This is a genomic window from Sporosarcina sp. SAFN-015 (assembly GCF_051966875.1).
Lineage (GTDB): Bacteria > Bacillota > Bacilli > Bacillales_A > Planococcaceae > Sporosarcina.
Genome location: NZ_JBQCKP010000006.1, coordinates 170,851 through 194,844, shown reverse-complemented (window position 1 = coordinate 194,844; position 23,994 = coordinate 170,851). Strand labels below are relative to the sequence as shown.

The window sequence follows — 23,994 nt, the reverse complement described above, 5'->3', positions numbered from 1 at the left end:
TAACAATTACAGAGGGAGGATGCAAGGATGGTCATAGTTTCAAAAGGGCAAACGCCGAAATTGGACAAGCATCAATTGAATGCGGATATTGCGAAATTTCCACAAGTGCACCCAATTACGGAAGATATGAAAATCGTTCATAACGGAGTGTCCCGCCTTGTCATGATCGATCGCTATTCATTTAAGGATACTGAAAAGAAAACTTTGAAGGTTGGAGATTTTGTTGTCCTTACGGTTAAGGAGGATCCAAAGTTCCCGGCTCGCGGTTTAGGATTCATTCAATCTCTTGATAGTAAAAATGGGAAAGCGGATGTTTGGATCGAACCTGAATACCGTTCTTCAATTGATAATCCCGAAGAGCAGGAAAATGGAGTTGTCACAAGGCCGCTTGAAGTGATTGAGAAACCGCTTGAAGTGTTTTATGAGCAGATTGCCAAAAGGAATGCGACCGGTCTTGCCCTTGTAGAAGATACAGAAGAGAAACGCGAAGAGTCCTTCAAACGTTTCTACGATCAATTATCTAATTTGAACTTTATCCCGGCAGGCCGGGTTTTATATGGTGCAGGTTCAGAAACAGAAGTTACATTCTTCAATTGTTACGTGATGCCGTTTGTCCCGGATTCCAGGGAAGGGATTTCGGATCATCGAAAACAAGTCATGGAAATTATGAGCCGCGGCGGTGGAGTTGGAACGAACGGGTCGACATTACGACCACGAAACACGCTTGCGAGAGGTGTCAACGGAAAATCGTCAGGTTCTGTATCATGGCTAGATGATATAGCGAAATTGACACATCTTGTCGAGCAAGGCGGTTCGAGACGCGGCGCACAAATGATTATGCTTTCAGATTGGCATCCTGATATTTGCGAGTTTATCATTTCGAAAATGCAGAATCCAAGAATTCTTCGTTATCTTCTTGAACATACAGAAGACGAATTGATTAAGAAGCTTGCAAACGAAAAATTGAAATTCAAACCACTTACTGCGCAAGAGGAAGCGATGTACCAAGGAATCCTCAACTATCGCACAATCCCGGGCATGGGTGGTTTCAATGAAGCGATCTTGAAAGACGCAGAGACAAAACTACGTGATGGCGGAACATACTCTGTACACAATCCAGAATTCCTTACAGGCGCTAACATTTCCGTCACATTGACAGATGACTTCATGAAAGCTGTCGAGCAAGATGCTGATTATGAGCTCCGTTTCCCAGCAGTTGAAAAATACTCATCTGTGGAGATGGCAGCATATAATGAGGAGTGGCATAAAGTTGGTGATGTACGTGAATGGGAGCGTCTAGGATATGAGGTCCGAGTTTACCGGACGATCAAAGCGCGTGCACTATGGGATCTCATTAATATTTGTGCAACGTACTCTGCAGAACCAGGCATTTTCTTTATCGATAATGCAAACAATGAAACGAACGCAAAAGCATACGGCCAGCAAGTCGTAGCGACAAACCCGTGTGGTGAGCAGCCATTAGCACCATATTCGGTTTGTAACCTTGCTGCTGTAAACCTTGCTGAGTTTGCGGATAAAGAAACAAAAACAGTGAACTACGAAAAATTAAAAGAAACAGTTCGTGTCGGCGTCCGCATGCAGGACAACGTCATTGATGCGACACCTTATTTCCTTGAGGAAAATAAAGTACAAGCCCTCGGCGAACGCCGTGTTGGACTTGGTGTCATGGGACTTGCCGATCTACTGATCTATTGTGAAAAAGAATACGGCTCAGAAGAAGGCAACGAACTTGTCGACAAAGTATTCGAAGCAATTGCGACAACTGCCTACCGCGAATCAATCGAGCTCGCGAAAGAGAAGGGAAGCTTCCCATTCCTTATCGGCAAGACAGAGGAAGAAACGAAAGCGTTACGCCAAGCATTTATCAACACAGGTTACATGAAAAAAATGCCAGAAGATATTCGTGAAGCGATTTTGGAACACGGTATTAGAAACTCCCATTTATTAACGGTCGCGCCAACTGGATCCACTGGAACCATGGTCGGAGTTTCTACCGGTCTTGAACCTTATTTCTCATTCACATATTACCGTAGCGGACGTCTCGGAAAATTTATCGAGGTCAAAGCGGGCATCGTAGAGGAATACTTACAACGTAACCCTGAAGCTGATCCTGACAATTTGCCAGAATGGTTCATTTCATCGATGAGCTTAGCGCCAGAAGCGCATGCAGATGTACAATGCATCATTCAACGCTGGATCGACAGCTCGATTTCCAAGACGGTCAACGCACCACGTGGCTATACAGTAGAGCAGGTAGAAAGCGTCTACGAGCGTCTTTATAAAGGCGGAGCGAAAGGCGGCACTGTGTATGTCGACGGTAGCCGTGACTCACAAGTACTCACATTGAAAGCCGAAGAGAACGAAATCGACTCTGATTATGTAGTAGAGACTGTCGAACAACGAAAAGTAGTACTCGTTAATACGATTCAGGACTTGCGTTCGACTAACGTAACAATCGGTTCCGAAGTCGGTGACACATGCCCTGTATGTAGACAAGGGACTGTGGAAGAAATGGGCGGTTGCAACACATGCACGAACTGTAATGCGCAGTTGAAATGCGGTTTATAATACGGACTATCTAATATGACTGGTGAGGAATAGTTTTCCTCACCTGTTTTTTCTATCTTCTTTCGATATGTCAAGTTATGCGCGAGTTTGAATAAGATATGCTCAAGTTAGAGGGCGATTTGCGCGACTTCTAGCAAGTTATGCTTGAGCTTGACATAGTTATGGCGCAATCCTCGACAGTTATGCCCATCTTGTGTCTTTAGAACTAGCATAATACAATAAAAAGGCTGCTTGGAAAGTTAGGTTGACTTTCCGAGCAGCCCTTTATTAATTCGCAGGAACTGTTGAATTTTGTACTTTTGTGTCTGTCGATTTCAGAATATCAACATTCTCAATACCTTGTTCTTCAATTTCAAGCAGCTTATTGAAAGAGGCAATCGCAACCTCGACCTGATTATCTTCAGGCTCCTTCGTCGTCAACAATTGCAACCATAATCCCGGATATCCTAGATACTTCAAAACTGGGATGTTACGAAGGCTGTTCGTAAACTGCAATACTTCAAAAGAGACGCCAATTACAACGGGTATTAATAGAATGCGGTTGACAATCCGTAGCCAAAATGGATCGGTAGGAACTAAGAAGTAGATGAACATCCCGACAATCACTGTAAAGAGCAAGAAACTGCTTCCGCATCTATAATGCAGGCGGGACTGTGCTTGGACATTCTCGACGGTAAGTGGAAGTCCGTTTTCGTAAGCGTTGATTACCTTATGCTCAGCTCCATGATATTTGAAAACTCGTTTGATCAACGGTGTCATGGAGATGAGGGAAATGTACAACAACAGTAAGGCCAATTTGAAAAAGCTTTCCAGCAATATTTGAGCCGTCTTACCAGGGGCAATGAAATCAAGCATTTGCGCTAAAAAGACCGGAACAAGGGTAAAAGCGAATTTGCCGAACAAAAAGGAAAGTACGCCGACTGCGGCAACACCGATGACCATCGCAAGCTTAGAAGTTTCTTCACCGTTCTCTTCCACTTCTTCGCCGGGCATGACATCATAACGTTCATTCGCAAACGTCAAATGTCTTGAACCGATACCTGCAGATTCAATCAATGCAACAATCCCTCGTACAAAAGGAATCTTTTTCAATTTCATGGAGAGCGGCTTTTGCTCTTTAGGCACATAGAAATAATCGAGGGAATCATCTTTTCGCCGGATGGCTGTTACTGTATGATTTCGACTGCCGAACATAACTCCTTCGATGAGCGCTTGCCCACCATATGCTGGCGGTTGCTGTTTTTTAGACATGGGTTAACCAACACCTTCTCTTCAATTGAATAACTAATTTAGATTTACTGAATTTACATTATAACAAATAACTTATCTTTCTATTGTACAAAAAAATGGTTGATGACTCCACCATAAAGGTTTAAAAAAGAGCCTTATTTCCGACACTCATCGTAAGGAGGGGTCAAGATGTTCACTAAAACAATGATATGGACGACGATCTTTGCAGCATTATTCACAACGGGAGCTTTAAAATTCTTGCATTTTTTCAATTTCATTAAATGGTCGCCTGTCGGCTGGGGTAAAAAGTGGTTAGTATTCGGGTCTACAAATGAAGGTTGGAAATGGGCATTACTATTCATTTTCCTATTACTTGCTTTTGGAATTTTCTATGTGTTTTCTAGAGCTACTTCAAAAATTCCACCGGCTTTAACGGCCATTTGTATAAGTGTTATTGCAGCTATTGCTATTGAATGGATCATTTATACACCGCAAAGTCTTACGGAAGGTCTTAAGAAGCTATCTATCCCGTTTCTATCAACCCTTGCCATTGTCAGCAGGTTCATTACCGGCACTGCTGTATATATGAAGAAAACTTTCGGTTGACAACTATAAATAGGTTGCGCCACTGGAACGATATGATAAAATGGGGAAGAAAATGGTGAGGGGAATGGTGTAGCTGTGAGACTGCTCGTTCTGAATGGACCGAATTTGAATCGGCTTGGAAAAAGGGAACCTGGGATCTATGGTGCGGAAACTTTGTCGGATATCGAAAACAATTTACAAACCATTGCGACGGAACACCTCGTGGATATTTCATTTTATCAATCGAATGTAGAAGGTGCATTGATCGATAAAATCCACGAAGCTGCAGACGTTGGATGTGATGGAATCATTTTCAATCCCGGTGCCTATACACATACGAGCGTCGCATTAAGGGATGCAATCGCTTCTGTTGATGTCCCGGTCATCGAAGTCCATATTTCAAACATACATAGTCGGGAGCCGTTCAGACATACTTCTATGCTCGCTCCGGTGTGCCTGGGACAGATGTCCGGCTTTGGTACTAGCGGTTATGAGCTGGCACTCCAAGCTTTCCTTCTCCGAAGAAAAGGGGTAAAGCTATGAAACTGGCAAAATTGCGGGAAGCATTGAAAGAAAACGGTTTAGATGCACTTTTGGTGACGAATCCATATAACAGAAGGTATGTGACTGGATTTACGGGGAGCGCGGGTGTTGCGGTCGTTTCCGCTGAGGATGCAGTGTTCATTACCGATTTTCGGTATACGGAACAGGCAGCTGAGCAAGTGCAAGGATTCCGCATCGTTAAGCATGAAAAAACGATCATCGAAGAAGTCGCAAACCAAGTAGAGCAGATGAAAATTAAAACATTAGGCTTCGAAAAAGATAATGTTTCATTTGGCACGTATGAATTATATAATGACAAAGTGGATGCGGAACTGAAAGCGGTATCCGGCATCGTAGAAAAACTTCGTATGGTGAAGAACGCCGATGAAATTGAAATCCTTAAACAAGCTGCAAAAATCGCAGATGATGCATTTGCTCATATTTGCACTTTCATCAAACCAGGTGTCACTGAGCTTGAAGTATCAAACGAACTTGAAATGTTCATGAGAAAACAAGGGGCAACTTCATCTTCTTTCGATATTATTGTAGCTTCTGGCGAGCGTGGAGCATTGCCGCATGGTGTTGCTTCAGATAAAGTAATTCAATCCGGAGAGCTCGTCACTTTGGATTTTGGAGCACTTTATAATGGTTATATTTCAGACATTACCCGGACTGTTGCAGTTGGAAAACCTTCCGAAAAGATGAAGGAAATTTACGAAGTGACTCTTGCGGCGCAAGAATTGGCTTTGGAAAAGATCAAATCGGGTATGACTGGAATAGAAGCAGATGCGATTGCCAGGAACTATATCAAGTCAAAAGGTTATGAGGATGCTTTCGGACATTCAACTGGTCACGGCATTGGCTTGGAAGTGCACGAAGGTCCGGCATTATCATTCCGTTCTGAAACGGTACTTGTGCCAAACATGATTGTCACTGTTGAACCAGGCATTTATTTACCTGGAATCGGTGGCGTCCGTATTGAGGATGATATCATAATCACAGAAGACGGCAATGTCCGTTTGACGCATTCACCAAAAGAACTTATCATCCTATAACGAACACAATGGAGGAAAAAGCATGATTTCAGTAAACGAATTTAAAACAGGGCTTACAATTGAATTTGAAGGGGACATTTGGCGCATCATTGATTTCCAACACGTTAAGCCAGGAAAAGGTGCTGCATTCGTCCGTTCAAAACTACGCAATCTGCGTACGGGCAATGTAAATGAAAAGACATTCCGTGCAGGTGAGAAAGTTGAAAAGGCACAAATTGACAACCGTCGTATGCAATACTTGTATGCAAACGGTGACGACCATGTTTTCATGGACAATGAATCGTACGAGCAAATCGAGTTGCCTTCAGCACAAATTGAAGAGGAATTGAACTACTTGAGAGAAAATATGGAAGTCCATATCATCTCATTCAAAGACGAAATCCTCGGCGTGGAACTTCCGGCAACTGTTACTCTCGAAGTTACTGAAACAGAACCGGGCATTAAAGGCGACACTGCAAGCGGCGGATCGAAGCCAGCTACACTCGAAACTGGTCTAGTCGTTCAAGTGCCATTCTTCGTAAACGTCGGAGATAAATTGATCATCAACACAGATGAAGGTGAATACGTTTCAAGAGCATAAAAAATTGGGCACTCCGACTCCTTTGAGGAGACGGGGTGTTTTTTTGTTGCTGAAATCCATTTTCCCTCAGAAACTCCATCATATTCCCCGACAGTTTTTCATAAGTTGTTCATGAAGGGGGACCCCGAATTGGAATTGAATGATTTATTGCGCATCGCCGGTATTGGATTGGTCATCGGTTTTCTTCACGTCTTTTTCGAACAGACCGGTAAGAAGGAGTTCTCTTTTTTCCTTTTCTTTGTAGCCTATATTTATATCGCCGCTGAAATGCTCCGTTTCCTAAGAATCTTCTTTTCGGAAATTGCCGAGTTCTTTCAATGGCTCTCCTTAGCATTCTAATGGTTACGCTTTTCCAACTAGTCGTCATCTACCTCCTTCTGTTAATCGTGTCTTTCGCTTCCAAGAGTTTGCAGCCGATCATATACGCAGCCATCTTCTTCTTCTTTTTGTCATATGTTGGAGTGACGATCATCTTACCTTTCGGAAAAACCTTCTTGCAATTGTTCGAACCGTTGCCAGGATCTTATGCCAAGCTTTTGATAGGAAGCGTCTTTTTGTTTTATTTCTCCGAATTAATATCGAAGCATATCGCCGAAGCCGGCTATGAATCCGTTGCCTCCATTGCACATATAGCCATTAAAATCGCTATTCTGACACTCTGGCTCCCGCAGTTATCAATGTTGCTCGACACGCTCTCCAAATTTATCATTAAATGATCGGATGAAGAATCCATGATACCTTTAATCGAATCTGTACTCGGAACCGTCCTATCCAGCTTCATTATTGTCATTATCTCGACTTTCATGGCATTGGTACTAGATTTCCTTTTTCCTTCATTCAGCAAATGGACGAGAACCTTTCTGTTTTTCATCGTGTTAACCGTCGTCCTATACCCGGCATATGAACATCTGCAAATGATCCGGTCGATTACACAGACGATTGCAACTATGTTCATTTCTATTTATCCGTTATTGACTGCAAGTATTTTGGCTTCCGGAGGTTCATTCAGCATGCTGAATTTCCAGCCGGCAATGCTGTTATTCGCCAATGGAGCAGTAATTTTATCGGACAAGATTCTTATTCCCATGTTGTCTGCAGCAATGCTGTTTGACATAGTTTCCAGATTTCATCCCGCTATTCCATTTACGAAGATAGCAGACTTGCTGCGAGGCTCCCTCATCGGCCTAGTTTCAGCTGTTGTCGCCGCGTACTCCATATTCATTACAGCGGGAGGGACGATTTCCTGGGCTTTGACAGGAGTAACGAGTGAACCGATTAAGAAGTTGATCAGTCAGAATATCCCGCTAGTCGGTTCTTTTATGACGGATAGTTTAGGAGCAATCGGGAGATATTCATCTGGTGCAAGCGTTTTTATCGGTGCCTGGCTCATTATCACCATCTGGTCGGTCGCCTTATTGCCAACATTAAAGACATTATTGACCGGCTTTTTGTACCGCTGGACAGCTGCGCTCATCGAGCCGTTTGCGAACGAGGATATAACAGGCATCCTTGATGATATCGGTAAGACATTATTCGTCCTTTGCGCAGTATCCTTTCTCGTCGCTTTCGCATTCATCTATACCGCTTTGTTTACCGTCATCCTTGTCAAATTGATAACCGCGGTGAAATGAGGAGTCGTATGCAGGAGTTTTTGATAGGAGTACTATTCATCACGGTACTGTCATCGATTTTATTATTATTCCTACCTGAGGAGAAAGAGGACGAATTTTTACCGCTTGTCAAAATGGCGATGGGAATTTGGATCATTCATTCTATCACGAGAATTTTTGGTCATAGCCTCTTCTGAACAAGCATAATATGCAACATAGATAACACGAACCATATCCGCATTGAAGGGATGAAATGGTGATCATATGCAAAAATCAAAACGAAAAACTCATATGCTCTTCATCGGAACGCTGCTTGCGATCTTCATCATTTTCATCAATTCGACGATTGGTTCGATGGGAGGGGAGAAAGGGAAAGGGGAGGAGAGCCGGGAAGAAGCTCAACTTGAACAAGCATTAATGAAGATAGAAGGGATTGGGGAAGTATTCATCCACTTCCATTACGATCAAAAAGAAGAGCCAAGCCCATTATCCGGTTATTTTTCGGGCACCGGATCCTCAGCGGTAAAAAAGAATCCGCTCCAAGGAGTTTTAGTCGTTGCAGAAGGGGCGGACAATCCTAAAACGAAATACGAATTGATTCGAATCTTGTCGACAGTACTTCAATTGCCTGAACATAAGATAGTCGTCGAAGAAATGAAAAGGGGGATATATGTTGAAAGCGAATAAACGAACAGTCTGGTTCTTAACTCTACTAAGTCTAGTAGCGGTCATCTCCATCTATTATTTAAAGAATGAAAAACCAATGGATTTAGATGGAATGGCAATTTTCGGAGATAATGATGCAGTGACCGTTTCAACTCCAGGAGAAACAGAAGGAGAAATAAAAACAGTCTATGCCGACTCGATGCTATTCGAAGAGATGAGAATGCAAGTGTTAAATGAAAGAAGCAGCTTGAAAGATCAATTGTTATCCAAAGTGCAATCTCCCGATACAACTGCTGAAGAAAAAAGTGCAGCATACGATGAAATGGCAGAACTTACGAAACGTACATCAGCTGAAGAATTAATGGAAACTCAATTAAAAGCACTTGGCTATCCGGAAGCATTCGTACGGAAGGATGGCGGTAAAGTAAATGTCTCTGTAATTGCAGAAGATGGGGGACATTCCACGAAAATGGCAGCAGAAATTACACAATACGTATTGACGAGTTGGGAAGATGCACGCACCGTTCAAGTCGACTTTATGGAATAAAGTTATATGAGGCCCTAAATGGGTCTTTTTCTTTTTTATTTTGCCCTATTTCATAGCAAATACAGTATAACTGTTTCAATATGAATGAAAAACGTCTAAAATAGGGAGGAGGTACGTAAATAAATATGAGTCAGGAGAATTGTCATGTTGAAAATTCAAGAAATCCGTGAAATCATTAAATTAATTGATCAATCATCTATTGAAAAGTTCACATTCGAGTCAGAAGGAACAAAAATAAAACTGGAAAAAGGAATGAATACTCAACAACCATCCATACAAGTGGAACAACGGAAAGAGGAATCAGTTCAGCAAGCTGCACCTGCAGTACAAGAACCGAAGAATGAAGAGCCAATGCAAGCACCTGCAAAACAAGAAAGCAAGGAGCCGGCAACAGATTCTTCAGCCTCTGTTAACGATCCATCATTGCATAAAATAACATCCCCAATGGTCGGCACATTCTACAAATCTTCATCCCCTGATGCGGATCCTTACGTCAAAAAAGGCGACACGGTCAAATCAGATTCAATCGTTTGCATAGTTGAAGCGATGAAGCTCTTCAATGAAATCGAAGCGGAAGTTTCTGGAGAAATCGTGGAGATCCTAGTGGAAGACGGTCAATTGGTCGAATATGGACAGCCTCTCTTCCTTGTTAAACAGAATTGAGGGGGAATACAAAGATGAAAAAAGTATTAATTGCAAACCGTGGTGAAATCGCGGTCAGAATTATCCGTGCATGCAAAGAAATGAATATTCAAACAGTCGCGGTTTATTCAGAAGCAGATCGCGATGCTCTGCATGTCGAGCTTGCCGATGAAGCATATTGCATTGGGCCGAAACTTTCAAAAGATAGCTACTTGAATTTTTCCAATATCATTAGTATTGCCAAGCTGACAGGATGTGATGGCATTCATCCGGGATATGGATTCCTCGCTGAAAACGCTAGCTTTGCGGAACTATGTGAAGAAGTGAACATTGAGTTCATCGGTCCGACTGCTGACGCCATTTCGAAAATGGGAACGAAAGACGTAGCGAGGGAAACGATGAAACAGGCTGGCGTTCCAATTGTTCCAGGTTCTGACGGTATTGTCGCCGACGAAGTCGAAGCTTTAAAAGTAGCGAATGAAATCGGATTCCCAGTCATCATAAAGGCGACAGCCGGTGGTGGCGGAAAAGGAATAAGGGTAGCGAGAAATGAAGAGGAACTCGTTAAAGGCATTAAGATTACACAGAAGGAAGCAGCCGCAGCATTCGGCAATCCAGGTGTGTATCTTGAAAAATTCATTGAAGAGTTCCGTCACGTCGAAGTGCAAGTCCTTGCAGATAAGCATGGCAATACGATCCATTTAGGAGAACGCGATTGTTCCATTCAAAGAAGGATGCAAAAGCTAGTCGAGGAAGCGCCATCACCTGCCCTCACTCCGAAACTGCGTGAGAAAATGGGGGAAGCAGCTGTCAAAGCAGCAGAGGCTGTCAACTACAGAGGTGCTGGGACTGTCGAGTTCATTTTTGATCATATCAATCAAAAATTCTACTTCATGGAAATGAACACACGCATCCAAGTGGAACATCCAGTAACTGAGATGATTACTGGAATCGATCTTATCCAACAGCAATTAAAAGTGGCTGCTGGTGAAAAGCTTGCTTACCGTCAAAAAGATATTAAAATTAACGGTTGGTCAATTGAATGCCGTATCAATGCAGAAAATCCGGCGAAAAACTTCATGCCTTCTCCAGGAAATGTGACAATGTACATGCCACCGGGCGGATTTGGAGTAAGGGTCGATTCTGCAATGTATACAGGATATACAATCCCGCCGTTCTATGATTCAATGGTGGCGAAATTAATCGTTCACGCAGACACGCGTGAAGAAGCGGTCGCTAGAATGAAGCGTGCACTCGACGAATTTATCATTGAAGGCGTCGATACAACGATTCCTTTCCATCTGAATTTGATGGACCACGAAGTTTTTAAATCAGGAGATTTCGATACGAAGTTCCTTGAGAAATATACAGTTATGAAATAATTTGCTGCACGAAATGTAAAGTTGGTCAGAAGTAAGACGGAGTATGAAATGCATATGAGAGGGAGGAGAAGTGGCATGGCTGAAAAGGCAAATCCTTCATTCGCAGGAAAGAGCTCAAAAGGAGACGAGGTTTTGGGACGCGTTCAACTAGCTCCTGAAGTACTTGAAGTCATCATTGGCATTGCAACGAACGAAGTTGATGGTGTCGCAACAACCAAAGGCAATTTCGCAACTGGGGTTGCGGAGAAGTTCGGCAAAGTGTTCCACGGAAAAGGTGTCAAAACTGATTGGACCGGCGATAAACTTGTAATCGATGTGTATTGCGTCGTCCAATATGGCCACTCGATACCCACTGTAGCGACGGAGATTCAAAGACAAATTCGTCATGCAGTATACAATATGACCTCGCTTGAAACAGAAGAAGTGAACGTCCATATAACCGGCATTGATTTCGATACGCCCGCCGAAACAGAATGATCTGAAAAGCATCGTCCATTGGATGGTGCTTTTCAACTTGTCCTGCTATATCTTCGTCAACTGAATATGCTATGATAAAGCCCAAGAGACACAGTAGTGGAGGAGACAAACGAATGAAACGAAGAGAAGCACGCGAAAAGGCCGTTCAAACGCTTTTTCAATTGGATAACACAGATATGTCGATCGAGGAAGCTATAACTTATATAATGGAACGGCCAATTGATCCTTTCTATGAATCACTTGTCAAAGGAACGACTGAACATCGAGACGAAGTGGACAAGGTGCTTGCAAGCAAACTTGAAAACTGGTCGCTTGACAGATTGCCGAAAATTGAAAGGACAATCCTAAGATTGGCAGTCTATGAATTGCTGCACCATGAAGATGTGCCGCATAAAGTTATATTGAACGAAGCTGTTGAGCTATGTAAGCAATTTGGAGATGAAAAATCGGGCCGTTTTGTTAACGGTGTCCTATCCAAATTCGAAGAAAAATAAATCGGTGGAGGGAAATCGGATGTCCGCAAAATTGATAGATGGCATTGCAATTGGCAAAGAACTTAGAGAAGAAATTAAAGAAGGGGTAGGTATTCTCGAAGCTTCTGGCTGTAAACCAGGTCTTGCAGTCATTCTCGTAGGGGAAGATCCTGCCTCCCAGACATATGTGAAGAATAAGGAAAAGTCCAGTATTGAAGTAGGGATGAAATCAGAGTTGATCAGATTGCCTGCGACAGTGACTGAAGAGGAATTATTGTCTCATGTAGATCGATTGAATAACGATGAGTCGATTCATGGTATTTTAGTCCAACTGCCTTTGCCAAAGCATATCAATGAAGATCTCGTCATTCAAGCAATCGATCCTAGCAAGGATGTAGATGGATTCCACCCTCAAAGCGTTGGCAAAATGATGATTGGACAAAAGACATTCCTTCCTTGCACCCCGCATGGAATTATGGAAATGCTGAAACGTTCCAACATTGATATTGCCGGAAAGCATGCTGTTATCATCGGGAGAAGCAACATCGTAGGGAAACCGATGGGCCAATTACTGTTGCAAAAAGATGCAACAGTGACATATTGCCATTCAAAGACGAAGGATCTTCCGTCATTCACGAAACAGGCAGACATACTAATTGCTGCCATCGGCCGGGCGAAATTCATAACGGACGAACATATTAAAGAAGGAGCAGTCGTCATTGACGTCGGTATGAATCGGGACGAACACGGGAAATTATGCGGCGATGTCGATTTTGAGAAAGCGAAGGAAGTTGCTTCCTCCATTACGCCGGTTCCAGGTGGCGTCGGTCCAATGACAATTACGATGCTGCTAAAGAATACATTGCAAAGTGCAGAAGCGACATGCACATTAAGAAAAGACAATTAAGAAGGGTAAGCGTTCCTTACCTAAACTTCCATAAATGAAGAGCGGCGCTGTTTTTCAAAGGAAAGACAGCGTTTCTATACGTCGAAAACTCCGGGGGTGAAGTTATTGAGTGAAAATGCGTATCTTTCTGTACATTCGTTGACAAAATACATAAAACGTAAATTTGAAGCAGATCCATACTTGAGAAATGTATTTGTGAAAGGTGAACTTTCCAATGTAAAAATTCATCCGAGCGGGCATATTTATTTTACACTGAAGGATGATAAAAGCAGAATACAGTCTGCCATGTTCCGGACTGCTGCAGGATCCTTGAAATTCAAACCGGAAGAAGGCATGAATGTTCTTATCACTGGAGATGTGAATGTTTACGAATCGAGTGGCCAATATCAGCTTTACGTCCAATCGATGCAACCAGATGGTGTGGGGGCATTATTTTTAGCGTATGAACAATTGAAAAAGACGCTGGCGAAGGAAGGCCTTTTCGAAGAACGTTGGAAGCAAAGATTGCCAGCATTGCCAAGGAAGATTGGTGTTATTACTGCCCAGTCCGGAGCTGCAATCAGAGACATCTGTTCTACACTGCAACGTAGATACCCATTAGCGGAAATATGCCTGTTTCCCGCAATTGTGCAAGGTCCACAAGCCGCACCTTCCATCGTACAGGCATTGGAGCTAGCTGAATCTCATGGATCGATTGATGTGTTGATCTTGGGACGAGGCGGTGGATCGATTGAAGACCTATGGGCATTTAACGAAGAGACGGTAGCTCGGGCGATTTTTTCGTGCCGAATTCCATTAATCAGTGCTGTCGGCCACGAAACGGATACGACAATCGCGGACTTTGTAGCTGATATGCGAGCGCCGACGCCGACTGCAGCTGCTGAACTGGCGGTGCCTTCTAGAGAAGAATTATTCGAGAGAATCTTGGAGCGGAAGCGCTCGATTTACATTTCTTTCTCGAATCAAATTAAACATGAACGTAAACGGCTGACAACATATCAGCAATCCTATCCATTGCAATTCCCGGAAAGGCTTTATCGTCCATTTACAGAGAAGTTAAGCGGATTGGATGACCGACTTCTAAGAAGTAGGAATGAACTAACCGCCAATAGAAAAGCTGATCATGACCGGTTGAATAGGATGTTAGCTTTTTATTCACCTCTGCAACGGATAAAAGAGGAAGATCGGAACCTTACGTTATTCACAGAAAGAATGACAAGGGCAATTCAAAATGATTTGCGGAATAAAACGGATCAATTTACTTCGGCGATCAGGATGCTTAAAGCGTTAAATCCACTAGAGGTTATGGATCGAGGATTTGCGATCGTTTATAAAGAAGGAACGGTCACTAATTCCGTTTCTAGCCTCGAAGTCGGAGAAACTCTGCAAGTCCGTTTGCAGGATGGAACTGTGGAAACGAAAATAAAGTCAATCAAGATGAAGGATGAGGAGGAAAACTAAATGAGCAAGGAAACACTTCGATTTGAAGAAGCGATGTCGAAGTTGGAAGGCATTGTTCAAAAATTGGAATCTGGTGACGTTCCATTGGAGGACGCCATCACGTTATACAAGCAAGGAATGGAGCTTTCTGCTTATTGTCATGGGAAATTGCAGGATGCGGAAAAACAGCTCATTTCAATTATAGACGATAACGGTGAGTCGACCCCGTTCGACCCTTCGAAAGGACGGGAATCGAATGGATAAGCATTTAGAGACTTTCATTTCAGAAAATGCACCATTAATTGATGCAGAAATGAATCGTTTAATCGTCAGTGAAAAAGCTCCACGGTCTTTAAAGGAATCTATGCTCTATTCGGTAAATGCAGGAGGTAAAAGAATCCGTCCACTTCTCGTCCTAGCAGTTCTAACCGATTTCGAGAAAACGTCCGATGACGCATTTAAAGTTGCGTGCGCCGCCGAACTTATCCATACATACTCTCTCATCCACGATGATCTTCCTTGCATGGACGATGATGATTTTAGAAGGGGAAAACCGACGAATCATAGAGTGTATGGGGAAGCGACGGCTGTTCTTGCCGGAGATGCGTTACAGACGAGAGCATTTGGAATATTAGCTTCCTTGGAAAACGCGAGACCAGAACAGGTCATTAAATTAATTGCTCTGCTGGCAGATGCCTCTGGCGCAAATGGCATGGTAGGCGGGCAAATCCTGGATATGGAAGGGGAAACGGCATCCTTGTCTCTGGAAGAGCTCGAAGAAGTCCACGTGCATAAGACAGGCGCTTTATTATCATTCTGTATAGAGGCGGGCGGAATTCTTTGCGATGCAAGCGAAGAAGAAATGACACAGCTTCGCAATTATGCAAGAAACATCGGACTGGCTTTCCAGATCAAAGACGATATTTTGGATGTTACGTCAACTACTGAGCAGCTTGGCAAGACAGCGAATAGCGATGCAGCAAGTGACAAATCAACGTACCCTTCCCTTTTAGGAATTGACGGTGCACAGCAACAGCTAGACAAATATCACCTAGACGCAATCGAAAGCTTAGGTTTTTTAAAGAAGGAAACCTCAATGCTAAAACTTTTTGCTGATTATATCGTCCAAAGAAATGCATGACATTTCATTTGTATGAAAAACCGGATATCCGGATTATGGTCCAATAGTTCCTATTGAAGAACCTTCTTGTTATAATATAAATATTACTTTGACTCCGTGGCAATAAATTATGAAGGTGTGTGATAGTAGTGGATCTCACTAAAATTACAAATCCGTCTTTTCTTAAGACGCTTGATAAAGAGCAAATGACGGAATTGGCAAAAGAAATCCGGAAATTTTTAATTGAAAACTTGTCTGTGACAGGCGGTCATATCGGGCCTAACCTAGGTGTCGTCGAATTGACTATGGCGTTGCATAAACTGTTTGACAGCCCGAAAGATAAAATCATTTGGGATGTCGGACATCAAGCGTATGTGCATAAGATATTGACAGGGCGAGCAGGCCAATTCGGCACTCTCCGCCAATATAAGGGACTAAGCGGCTTCCCCAAGATGTCTGAAAGTGAGCATGATGTATGGGAGACAGGGCATAGCTCGACGTCCCTTTCTGCCGCTTTAGGAATGGCTGCGGCAAGAGATATGCAAGGTGATTCGAACCATGTCATTCCTATCATTGGCGATGGCGCATTGACGGGTGGTATGGCTTTGGAGGCATTAAACCATATCGGTCATTTGAAAACGAATATGATCGTCATCCTAAACGACAATGAAATGTCGATTGCTCCGAACGTTGGTGCGCTTCATGATATTCTAGGCAAGTTAAGGACTGCTGGAAAATACAATAGCGTAAAAGACGAATTGGAATATATATTGAAAAAAATTCCAGCAGTCGGTGGAAAAGTGGCTGCAGCTGCTGAACGAGTGAAGGATAGCTTGAAATATCTGCTCGTTTCAGGCGTGTTTTTTGAAGAGCTTGGGTTTACGTATCTAGGACCGATTGATGGCCACGATTTCAATGATTTGGAACGGAACCTTCAGTATGCCAAAAAAGTGGAAGGGCCTGTACTTCTTCACGTTTTGACGAAAAAAGGAAAAGGCTACACGCCAGCGGAAAATGATAAAATTGGAACTTGGCATGGAACTGGTCCTTATAAGATAGAAACAGGCGACTTCTTGAAATCGCCGACAACTGCTCCATCATGGAGCGGATTAGTTGCTGAAACTGTCAGGAAAATCGCACGGGAAGACAAGCGAATAGCAGCCATTACTCCTGCTATGCCTGTCGGCTCTAAACTGGAATCCTTTGCAGCAGAATTCCCGGAACGTTTCTTTGACGTGGGAATTGCTGAACAGCATGCCACTACTATGGCAGCAGGTTTGGCGACTCAAGGAATGAAACCGTTTTTAGCAATCTATTCGACATTCCTACAACGTGCATATGACCAAATGCTTCACGATATTGCAAGACAGAAACTGAATGTATTTATCGGCATCGATCGTGCTGGGCTAGTAGGAGCAGATGGGGAAACTCATCATGGCGTGTACGATATTTCGTTTTTACGCCATATGCCGAACCTCGTCATTATGATGCCAAAAGATGAAAACGAAGGGCAACATATGGTGAAGACTGCGTTGGAATATAATGACGGTCCTATTGCAATGAGATTCCCTCGAGGGAACGGTCTCGGAGTCGTAATGGATGAGAAGCTGAAAACAATTCCTATCGGTACATGGGAAGTATTGCGTGAAGGTGCAGACGGTTCGATTTTGACATTCGGAACGACTATTGCAATGGCTTTAGAAGCTGCTAATTCTCTTGCTAAAAAGGGGATCCATGTAAAAGTCGTCAATGCAAGATTCATTAAGCCGTTAGATACAGATATGCTTAATCAGCTTTTCAGAACAGGCAAACCGATTGTAACTGTTGAAGAAGCGGCATTGGCTGGCGGCTTCGGCAGTGCTGTTATTGAATACGCTCATGATGTCTCTTCGAATGTCTCCATCAGCCGTATCGGCATTCCGGATGAATTTATTGAACATGGCAGTGTAGATAAATTATTTGAAGAAATCGATTTGACTGCAGAAAATGTAGTTCGGACGATGGAGTTGGCTGTCAAAGGTTTCACACCGGCAGAAAGGGAAATTGTATGACGAATGGTCAATCTAAAGAACGCGTCGATGTTCTCCTTGTCCAACGAGGACTAGTGGAGACAAGGGAACAGGCGAAGCGTTCCATTATGGCGGGAATTGTGTTTTCTGCTGAAACAAGATTGGACAAGCCGGGTGAAAAGATTAAGATAGACGCTCCGCTTACCGTGAAAGGTTCAGCCTTGAAATACGTGAGTCGAGGCGGCTTAAAACTCGAAAAGGCTCTTGACGTTTTTGACTTATCTGTTAAAGATAAAATCGTCTTGGATATTGGCTCCTCAACGGGAGGATTTACGGATTGCGCTTTGCAGAACGGAGCAGACCATTGCTATGCACTCGACGTTGGAACAAACCAGCTTGCATGGAAAATTCGAAGTGATGAACGGGTTACCGTCATGGAGAAAACTAATTTCAGACATGCGATGCCTGAACAATTCACGAAAGGAACGCCGCAAGTAGCAACGATTGACGTGTCATTCATATCACTTTCCTTAATATTACCGCCACTGAAGCGAATAATTGCTGATGGCGGAGATGTCGTGGCCCTAGTTAAACCCCAGTTTGAGGCAGGAAAAGACAAAGTGGGGAAAAAAGGGATCGTAAAGGATAAATCTGTTCATTTGGAGATTCTCCACAAAATAGCGGAATCATCAAGGGATAATGGTTTTTCATTACAGGGCATATCTTATTCTCCTGTGACAGGGGGAGAAGGGAATATTGAGTTTCTGTTCCATTTGCGCTCGGAAGAAGAGCCTGTCAATCCATACGATGACACGGCTTTCGCGACATTAGTCTCTGAAGCGCATGAAGCGTTGAGTTGATATCTGAATGAAAGGTGTGAATATAAGCATGGGAGTGATTGTTTTGAATAAAGGGCAACGGCATCTTCGTATCCGAGATATTATTACTAATGAGGAAGTTGAAACTCAAGACCAGCTTGTCGATAAATTGAAAAGTGCTGGAGTTGACGTAACTCAAGCGACAGTTTCCCGCGACATTAAAGAATTGCATCTTATCAAAGTCCCATTGTCTGATGGTCGTTATAAATATAGCCTGCCGCCGGTCCATAAATTTAATACGGAAGAAAAGCTTCGTCGAATGATGACTGACGCATTTATCAGTATTGATAGTGCGAGCCATTTCATCATTTTAAAGACACTGCCAGGAAATGCACATGCAGTCGGCTCTCTTGTTGATAATTTGGGATGGGATGAAATGCTCGGAACAATTTGCGGTGACGATACATGCATGATCATTTGCAGGGATGAGTCGTTAACAGTAGATGTAAAATCGAGGCTATTAGCACTTATTTGAGCTGATCGTTCAATGAAGGAGGTGCATATTGAATGTTAAGTGAAATTTCCATTCATAACTTTGCCATAATAGAGCATCTCGAAGTGTCTTTTGACGAAGGATTGACTGTTCTTACTGGGGAAACAGGTGCCGGAAAGTCCATAATCATTGATGCGGTTCAGCTCCTTGCTGGTGCTCGGGGTTCACAGGAATTCATTCGACATGGCGCAAAAAAGGCCGAATTGGAAGGGATGTTTACGATCGACGACGAACATCATCCTGTCTTCGAGAAACTCTCTGAATTCGGCATTGAATGCGAGGATGGCAGTATTATTCTAAGACGCGATCTGAATGCTAATGGCAAAACGACTTGCCGTGTAAATGGTAAACTGGTGACAATTGCGAGTTTAAGGGAAATAGGTTCCCAATTAATAGATATTCATGGTCAGCATGATAACCAAGAGTTGATGAATGAGAGGCGGCATATTCATCTTCTTGATCAATTTGCTGGATCAAACTTGGCCGAAGCGCATCACAATTATTTGGAAGTTTATACTCAGTACTCCAAATTGAAGCGTAGATTAGAAACAGCAAATGAAAACGAACAACAAGTGGCGCAGCGAATCGATCTTTATTCGTTTCAATTGAACGAAATAGATAATGCAGAACTTGTTATTGGTGAAGAAGAAGAACTTGAAGAAGAAAAATTGAAGCTTCAACATTTCAACAGGATTTTTGAACGTTTGAATACTGCCTATGAATCTATTAGTGGCGACAATCATGCTTTGGATTGGGTTGGCTCTGCAATGAGCGATCTGGAAGATGCTGCTTCAATCGACAAGGATCTTGCATCTCATTCAGAAATCATTTCAACATGCTTTTACTCGCTTCAAGACACTTCACACGAATTAAAAAGCATTATTGACAGAATGGAGTACGACCCGACTAGATTGCCTGTCGTGGAAGATCGGCTAGCAATGCTTCAGTCATTAAAGCGGAAATATGGTGCAACGATAGAGGATATACTTATTTACCGAGAAAAAATTTCAGACGAGCTTGATCAGCTGCTCAATCGTGATGAACGGCTTGGACAAGAACAGGAAAAGCTGGCACAGCTTGAAAAAGATTTAGAAGTGGAAGCGAATGAGTTATCAATTATCCGACAAGAGTCAGCTATACGATTAGAAGATGCAATAATGCATCAATTGAAAGAGCTGCATATGGAGAAATCCACATTCAAAGTTTCCATCAATCGAAAAGCTTCTCTTGTTTATGACAGAAATGGTTTTGATGAAGTGGTGTTCCTCATATCAACAAATCTTGGGGAACCATTGAAGCCTCTTGTTAAGATTGCATCAGGTGGAGAGTTATCCAGAATTATGCTGGCGTTGAAAACGATTTTTTCTAAACACCAAGGGATTACTTCGATTATTTTTGACGAAGTTGATACGGGTGTAAGTGGTCGGGTTGCCCAAGCAATTGCAGACAAAATCGCAATGATTGCCACTCATTCTCAAGTACTTTGCATTTCGCATTTACCTCAAGTCGCAGCAATGGCTGATCATCATTTACATATTCGGAAAGATGTGAAAATGAACCGGACAACGACCTCCGTTGCAGAAATCACCGATTTGGAAAGAACGAAGGAATTATCCAGAATGTTGTCGGGGGCGGAAATTACACCGCTCACACTCCAGCATGCTGAAGAACTTTTAACGATGGCAGACGAACGGAAAACAACTTTTCGCATTTAGGCGCATACGTTATGTATGCGTTTTTTTACATGATTTAACCTTTCATAAGATTCATCTGAACGGACATACCAATAGTATCTTTCAGCCGAGGAGGTGAAACATGGGATGGAGTAAACGACTGATGTTATCCGCTTCGTTTGCCACGCTATTGCTTTTCCTGCCGTTCCAACACGATATTTCAGCTTCGTCAAGTGAACGGGTAATTCCGATGGGACATTCAATTGGTATTCAAATGGATTTGTCGGGCATTTTTGTTACAAATGATGTATTAATCAACAATGAGCAATGGCTAAAGGCGGGTGACTCCATTAACCGTCTAAATGGGACAGACATCGTCAGTCTCAACGATTTCGAAAAAGTCATGGCGAAAGCGAATAAAGGGAAAATCCACATGAATATCAGTCGAAAAGGCAAGTCTGTTGAAGTGATGGCGGAAAAAGAAGCCGTAAATCGTCTCCTTCCGTTCCTTAAAGACCGAACAGAAGGAACCGGGACATTGACGTATGTCGATCCGAATCGAGGCACTTATGGAGCCCTTGGCCATCAAATCGTTGACAGCTCCTTGAAATCTCCACCGCCTTTTAAAAATGGGGCAATTTACCTTTCTGAAATTGAACAAATTAAGAAAAGTGCACCAGGCACTCCGGGTTACAAAATCTCCTCCATTGTTGATGATGACGAGTATTTAGGCACAATCCAAACCAATGGAATTTACGGAATATTCGGCACTTGGAACGATGCTCATAAGGAAGTGTTAGCTGATCCACTCGAAATTATGCAACCCGCAGAATTACAAGCGGGGGCAGCGGAAATTTTTACTACTGTAAAAGGGACGGAAGTCGAAAAATTCTCCATCCGAATCACAGACGTTGAGGAGGAACAGTTCCATTTTATTTTAACCGATGCAAAATTGCTGGAAGAAACCGGAGGAATTTTACAAGGTATGAGTGGAAGTCCAGTCATCCAAAATGGAAAATTTGTCGGGGCAGTCACTCATATGTTTGTCGATGAACCCAAAAAAGGCGCCGGCTTATTTTTAGTTACGATGCGGGACGGTGAACGAACACGGTAAAAAAAGTCGATCCGCTTTTGGATCGGCTTTTTTCATTGAATTTCGTCGAATATTGGCGAAACTATAATCCGTAAGTTTCATTTTTCAAAAAAGGAAAGGATTGTTCAAATGTTTGTCGAATTTTTCCTTTACAGCAGTTCATTTTCATGCGAATAATATATTCATGGGAGTAATGTAAATGGATGAATAATGAGTAGGGGGAAACGGGATGGGGAAAGTAAGGATAGCAATTGCGGACGACAATAAAGAACTAGTGAACACGATGGATGCATATTTCGAACAGCATCCAGATTTGGAAGTGATTTGGACAGCTCATAATGGCAAGGTCTGTCTATCCATGTTACAAGAGAACAAGCCTGATTTACTACTATTGGACATTATTATGCCTCATTTGGATGGGATTGCAGTGTTGGATACAATAAAAAAGAATCCAGCATTAGCTGATATGCATATTATTATGCTAACAGCATTCGGACAAGAAGACGTCATGGCACAGGCAGGTGGGTTAGGGGCTTCCTATTTTATGCTGAAACCTTTTGAATTTGACAGGTTAGTTTCGCAAATATTCCAAATAGCAGGCATACAAAAACAGTCAAAGCCGGTCGTTCAAAAGTCGGTGGAAGCAGATTCCGCGATATCACAAAGGATGCTTGACACAACCATTACGTCGATTATTAAAGAAATTGGAGTACCGGCCCATATTAAAGGTTATGCGTTCCTTAGAGAGGCTATCCAAATGGTCTATACCGACGTCGATCTGCTCGGTTCAGTTACAAAAGTTCTTTATCCGGATATTGCAGAGAAATATAAAACAACCCCATCTCGTGTCGAGCGTGCAATTCGGCATGCAATTGAAGTTGCGTGGAACCGGGGGAATTACGACGTCATTTCAAAAACATTCGGCTATACAGTCCATCATTTGAAAAGCAAGCCTACCAATAGTGAATTCATTGCAATGATTGCAGATAAAATACGTTTAGAGCATGTAGCAAGTTAAACGTTGCTACTACGGTGTTTGTAGCGTTGAATTGAGCGGTGTTTGTGCCGTGAAATTTCGTTGCCACTCCGATAAATTACGGGCAATCATAGCGACAAAATTGACGTATGACCGCATTATACCACATTCGCGCTAACTTGCTACTGGAGACGTTTTCCAATATAATAAGAAAAAGAGCGAATGGAGCGAATTATTGATGAAAAAACCGTTTTATAAACGTTGGGCTACGTACTTATACGCATTTCTTGCGATAGTTCTACTCGGCATGATACTGCCGGACGCGCCTGACGGTAAGCCTGCGGCGGAAAACATCGCGGAAGCTGCTGCGGAGCCGACCGCAGAAGAAAAGGCGGCCGCGGAAGAACAAGCTAAGAAGGACGCCGAAGCAGCGGCGCGTATCGCGGAGATAACGAAGAAGAACGAAGCGGAAGCCGCGAAGAAGGCGCAGGCTAAAGCGGCCGAGGATGCAAAAGCGGAAGAACAAGCCGCGCAACAGACGGCAGCACTATCGGAAGCATACGACCGTCTAATCGCAGAATCGGACGGTGTGATCGTTAGTATTGTCGCGGAATCCGACTACGAAATCGTAAACGTGCGTTTGACCGACGACTTTGCGTATCTGCCCGTGACGTTACGACAGCAATTCGTCGATGACTTCGGCGGCAGGATCGAATCCAATACACGCGCGCAAATGTTCGAAGGGCGCGGCAGTAGCGATTTCGTTTACGTATATTTCGTAAATAGTAAAGGCGAGCACCTAGCTGAAACGAAGCACTTGGAGCGCGGATGGAAAGTTAAATAACGGAATTACGAAGGCCCTGCGCTTAATTGCGTGGGGTCTTTTTTGCGTGGTGTGCGTAGGACTTTCGAATTAAATTACGCAATCTATGTCCCATATCGCGTATATACCGTCCCCTTCTGTAGTAAAGGCGGAAAAGAATTTCGCAAAATTACTCCGCACTTTCGTTTTCAAAACGATATGGA

Annotated in this window: 27 protein-coding genes; 26 read left to right on the top strand and 1 reads right to left on the bottom strand. The window is 43.0% G+C overall.

Going from position 1 to position 23,994, the window contains the following annotated elements; all coding sequences use genetic code 11:
- Positions 1–27 precede the first annotated feature (27 nt).
- The gene (locus ACTHPA_RS12600) at positions 28–2,589 is read left to right on the top strand and encodes a vitamin B12-dependent ribonucleotide reductase (RefSeq protein ID WP_440500663.1); all 2,562 of its coding nucleotides are present in this window, start codon (positions 28–30) and stop codon (positions 2,587–2,589) included.
- 267 nt (positions 2,590–2,856) lie between these two features.
- Here the strand turns inward: ACTHPA_RS12600 and ACTHPA_RS12595 are convergent, their stop codons facing one another.
- Positions 2,857–3,840 carry a DUF1385 domain-containing protein gene (locus tag ACTHPA_RS12595; protein ID WP_440500661.1) on the bottom strand — a complete coding sequence of 328 codons (984 nt, stop codon included), beginning with the start codon at positions 3,838–3,840 and terminating at the stop codon, positions 2,857–2,859.
- A gap of 168 nt (positions 3,841–4,008) precedes the next feature.
- On the opposite strand from ACTHPA_RS12595, the gene ACTHPA_RS12590 reads away from it, so the two are divergent.
- The 25 genes from ACTHPA_RS12590 (at position 4,009) to ACTHPA_RS12470 (ending at position 23,812) form a co-directional block, all read left to right on the top strand.
- Complete coding sequence (locus ACTHPA_RS12590; protein WP_440500659.1) at positions 4,009–4,425, top strand: hypothetical protein; 417 nt, start codon at positions 4,009–4,011, stop codon at positions 4,423–4,425.
- 75 nt (positions 4,426–4,500) lie between these two features.
- Positions 4,501–4,947 carry a type II 3-dehydroquinate dehydratase gene (gene aroQ, locus ACTHPA_RS12585; RefSeq protein ID WP_440500658.1) on the top strand — a complete coding sequence of 149 codons (447 nt, stop codon included), beginning with the start codon at positions 4,501–4,503 and terminating at the stop codon, positions 4,945–4,947.
- Positions 4,944–6,002 carry a M24 family metallopeptidase gene (locus tag ACTHPA_RS12580; protein ID WP_440500657.1) on the top strand — a complete coding sequence of 353 codons (1,059 nt, stop codon included), beginning with the start codon at positions 4,944–4,946 and terminating at the stop codon, positions 6,000–6,002. The genes aroQ and ACTHPA_RS12580 overlap by 4 nt, the downstream gene beginning before the upstream one ends.
- A 22-nt stretch (positions 6,003–6,024) precedes the next feature.
- Positions 6,025–6,582: an elongation factor P gene (gene efp, locus ACTHPA_RS12575; RefSeq protein WP_440500656.1), complete on the top strand. Its 558-nt coding sequence runs from the start codon at positions 6,025–6,027 to the stop codon at positions 6,580–6,582.
- A 129-nt stretch (positions 6,583–6,711) separates the two neighbouring features.
- Positions 6,712–6,921, top strand: coding sequence for a SpoIIIAC/SpoIIIAD family protein (locus ACTHPA_RS12570; protein ID WP_060209461.1), 210 nt, complete (start codon positions 6,712–6,714; stop codon positions 6,919–6,921).
- Positions 6,900–7,298 (top strand): SpoIIIAC/SpoIIIAD family protein, encoded by a 399-nt coding sequence (locus ACTHPA_RS12565; protein WP_440500654.1) that lies wholly within the window; start codon positions 6,900–6,902, stop codon positions 7,296–7,298. Before ACTHPA_RS12570 ends, ACTHPA_RS12565 begins: the two co-directional genes overlap by 22 nt.
- A 15-nt stretch (positions 7,299–7,313) precedes the next feature.
- Positions 7,314–8,213 (top strand): stage III sporulation protein AE, encoded by a 900-nt coding sequence (locus ACTHPA_RS12560; protein WP_440500653.1) that lies wholly within the window; start codon positions 7,314–7,316, stop codon positions 8,211–8,213.
- An 8-nt stretch (positions 8,214–8,221) separates the two neighbouring features.
- Positions 8,222–8,389, top strand: coding sequence for a hypothetical protein (locus tag ACTHPA_RS12555; RefSeq protein ID WP_440500652.1), 168 nt, complete (start codon positions 8,222–8,224; stop codon positions 8,387–8,389).
- 67 nt (positions 8,390–8,456) lie between these two features.
- Complete coding sequence (locus ACTHPA_RS12550) at positions 8,457–8,879, top strand: hypothetical protein (RefSeq protein WP_440500651.1); 423 nt, start codon at positions 8,457–8,459, stop codon at positions 8,877–8,879.
- Positions 8,866–9,405, top strand: a complete 540-nt coding sequence (locus ACTHPA_RS12545) for a SpoIIIAH-like family protein (RefSeq protein ID WP_440500650.1) — start codon at positions 8,866–8,868, stop codon at positions 9,403–9,405. The genes ACTHPA_RS12550 and ACTHPA_RS12545 overlap by 14 nt, the downstream gene beginning before the upstream one ends.
- A 144-nt stretch (positions 9,406–9,549) precedes the next feature.
- Entirely contained in the window at positions 9,550–10,068 is a 519-nt protein-coding gene (accB, locus tag ACTHPA_RS12540) for an acetyl-CoA carboxylase biotin carboxyl carrier protein (RefSeq protein WP_440500649.1), read from the top strand.
- Positions 10,069–10,082: 14 nt separating this feature from the next.
- On the top strand, positions 10,083–11,429 hold the full coding sequence (accC, locus tag ACTHPA_RS12535; RefSeq protein WP_440500647.1) for an acetyl-CoA carboxylase biotin carboxylase subunit: 1,347 nt from the start codon (positions 10,083–10,085) through the stop codon (positions 11,427–11,429).
- Between the two features lie 75 nt (positions 11,430–11,504).
- A complete protein-coding gene (locus ACTHPA_RS12530) occupies positions 11,505–11,906 on the top strand; it encodes an Asp23/Gls24 family envelope stress response protein (protein ID WP_440500645.1) in 402 nt (133 codons plus the stop codon).
- A 113-nt stretch (positions 11,907–12,019) separates the two neighbouring features.
- Positions 12,020–12,400 (top strand): transcription antitermination factor NusB, encoded by a 381-nt coding sequence (nusB, locus tag ACTHPA_RS12525; RefSeq protein ID WP_440500644.1) that lies wholly within the window; start codon positions 12,020–12,022, stop codon positions 12,398–12,400.
- A 19-nt stretch (positions 12,401–12,419) separates the two neighbouring features.
- Positions 12,420–13,286 carry a bifunctional methylenetetrahydrofolate dehydrogenase/methenyltetrahydrofolate cyclohydrolase FolD gene (gene folD / locus ACTHPA_RS12520; protein WP_440500643.1) on the top strand — a complete coding sequence of 289 codons (867 nt, stop codon included), beginning with the start codon at positions 12,420–12,422 and terminating at the stop codon, positions 13,284–13,286.
- 105 nt (positions 13,287–13,391) lie between these two features.
- A complete protein-coding gene (xseA, locus tag ACTHPA_RS12515) occupies positions 13,392–14,747 on the top strand; it encodes an exodeoxyribonuclease VII large subunit (protein WP_440500641.1) in 1,356 nt (451 codons plus the stop codon).
- On the top strand, positions 14,748–14,990 hold the full coding sequence (locus tag ACTHPA_RS12510; protein ID WP_440500640.1) for an exodeoxyribonuclease VII small subunit: 243 nt from the start codon (positions 14,748–14,750) through the stop codon (positions 14,988–14,990).
- Entirely contained in the window at positions 14,983–15,867 is an 885-nt protein-coding gene (locus tag ACTHPA_RS12505) for a polyprenyl synthetase family protein (protein ID WP_440500639.1), read from the top strand. Before ACTHPA_RS12510 ends, ACTHPA_RS12505 begins: the two co-directional genes overlap by 8 nt.
- A 128-nt stretch (positions 15,868–15,995) precedes the next feature.
- Entirely contained in the window at positions 15,996–17,897 is a 1,902-nt protein-coding gene (gene dxs / locus ACTHPA_RS12500) for a 1-deoxy-D-xylulose-5-phosphate synthase (RefSeq protein WP_440500637.1), read from the top strand.
- On the top strand, positions 17,894–18,715 hold the full coding sequence (locus ACTHPA_RS12495) for a TlyA family RNA methyltransferase (RefSeq protein WP_440500636.1): 822 nt from the start codon (positions 17,894–17,896) through the stop codon (positions 18,713–18,715). The genes dxs and ACTHPA_RS12495 overlap by 4 nt, the downstream gene beginning before the upstream one ends.
- 43 nt (positions 18,716–18,758) lie before the next feature.
- The gene (ahrC, locus tag ACTHPA_RS12490; protein ID WP_440500635.1) at positions 18,759–19,208 is read left to right on the top strand and encodes a transcriptional regulator AhrC/ArgR; all 450 of its coding nucleotides are present in this window, start codon (positions 18,759–18,761) and stop codon (positions 19,206–19,208) included.
- A gap of 32 nt (positions 19,209–19,240) precedes the next feature.
- Positions 19,241–20,941, top strand: a complete 1,701-nt coding sequence (gene recN / locus ACTHPA_RS12485; RefSeq protein ID WP_440500634.1) for a DNA repair protein RecN — start codon at positions 19,241–19,243, stop codon at positions 20,939–20,941.
- Positions 20,942–21,041: 100 nt separating this feature from the next.
- Entirely contained in the window at positions 21,042–22,013 is a 972-nt protein-coding gene (locus ACTHPA_RS12480; RefSeq protein WP_440500632.1) for a SpoIVB peptidase S55 domain-containing protein, read from the top strand.
- A 208-nt stretch (positions 22,014–22,221) separates the two neighbouring features.
- Positions 22,222–23,010 carry a sporulation transcription factor Spo0A gene (spo0A, locus tag ACTHPA_RS12475; RefSeq protein ID WP_440500631.1) on the top strand — a complete coding sequence of 263 codons (789 nt, stop codon included), beginning with the start codon at positions 22,222–22,224 and terminating at the stop codon, positions 23,008–23,010.
- A gap of 196 nt (positions 23,011–23,206) precedes the next feature.
- Positions 23,207–23,812, top strand: coding sequence for a hypothetical protein (locus ACTHPA_RS12470; protein ID WP_440500630.1), 606 nt, complete (start codon positions 23,207–23,209; stop codon positions 23,810–23,812).
- Positions 23,813–23,994: the final 182 nt, after the last annotated feature.

Coding starts and splice junctions, on each gene's coding strand:
- ACTHPA_RS12600 (WP_440500663.1), top strand. CDS start 28: ATGGTCATAGTTTCAAAAGGGCAAACGCCGAAATTGGACAAGCATCAA.
- ACTHPA_RS12595 (WP_440500661.1), bottom strand. CDS start 3,840: ATGTCTAAAAAACAGCAACCGCCAGCATATGGTGGGCAAGCGCTCATC.
- ACTHPA_RS12590 (WP_440500659.1), top strand. CDS start 4,009: ATGTTCACTAAAACAATGATATGGACGACGATCTTTGCAGCATTATTC.
- ACTHPA_RS12580 (WP_440500657.1), top strand. CDS start 4,944: ATGAAACTGGCAAAATTGCGGGAAGCATTGAAAGAAAACGGTTTAGAT.
- efp (WP_440500656.1), top strand. CDS start 6,025: ATGATTTCAGTAAACGAATTTAAAACAGGGCTTACAATTGAATTTGAA.
- ACTHPA_RS12565 (WP_440500654.1), top strand. CDS start 6,900: ATGGCTCTCCTTAGCATTCTAATGGTTACGCTTTTCCAACTAGTCGTC.
- ACTHPA_RS12560 (WP_440500653.1), top strand. CDS start 7,314: ATGATACCTTTAATCGAATCTGTACTCGGAACCGTCCTATCCAGCTTC.
- ACTHPA_RS12555 (WP_440500652.1), top strand. CDS start 8,222: ATGCAGGAGTTTTTGATAGGAGTACTATTCATCACGGTACTGTCATCG.
- ACTHPA_RS12550 (WP_440500651.1), top strand. CDS start 8,457: ATGCAAAAATCAAAACGAAAAACTCATATGCTCTTCATCGGAACGCTG.
- accB (WP_440500649.1), top strand. CDS start 9,550: ATGTTGAAAATTCAAGAAATCCGTGAAATCATTAAATTAATTGATCAA.
- accC (WP_440500647.1), top strand. CDS start 10,083: ATGAAAAAAGTATTAATTGCAAACCGTGGTGAAATCGCGGTCAGAATT.
- ACTHPA_RS12530 (WP_440500645.1), top strand. CDS start 11,505: ATGGCTGAAAAGGCAAATCCTTCATTCGCAGGAAAGAGCTCAAAAGGA.
- nusB (WP_440500644.1), top strand. CDS start 12,020: ATGAAACGAAGAGAAGCACGCGAAAAGGCCGTTCAAACGCTTTTTCAA.
- folD (WP_440500643.1), top strand. CDS start 12,420: ATGTCCGCAAAATTGATAGATGGCATTGCAATTGGCAAAGAACTTAGA.
- ACTHPA_RS12510 (WP_440500640.1), top strand. CDS start 14,748: ATGAGCAAGGAAACACTTCGATTTGAAGAAGCGATGTCGAAGTTGGAA.
- ACTHPA_RS12505 (WP_440500639.1), top strand. CDS start 14,983: ATGGATAAGCATTTAGAGACTTTCATTTCAGAAAATGCACCATTAATT.
- ACTHPA_RS12495 (WP_440500636.1), top strand. CDS start 17,894: ATGACGAATGGTCAATCTAAAGAACGCGTCGATGTTCTCCTTGTCCAA.
- recN (WP_440500634.1), top strand. CDS start 19,241: ATGTTAAGTGAAATTTCCATTCATAACTTTGCCATAATAGAGCATCTC.
- ACTHPA_RS12480 (WP_440500632.1), top strand. CDS start 21,042: ATGGGATGGAGTAAACGACTGATGTTATCCGCTTCGTTTGCCACGCTA.
- spo0A (WP_440500631.1), top strand. CDS start 22,222: ATGGGGAAAGTAAGGATAGCAATTGCGGACGACAATAAAGAACTAGTG.
- ACTHPA_RS12470 (WP_440500630.1), top strand. CDS start 23,207: ATGAAAAAACCGTTTTATAAACGTTGGGCTACGTACTTATACGCATTT.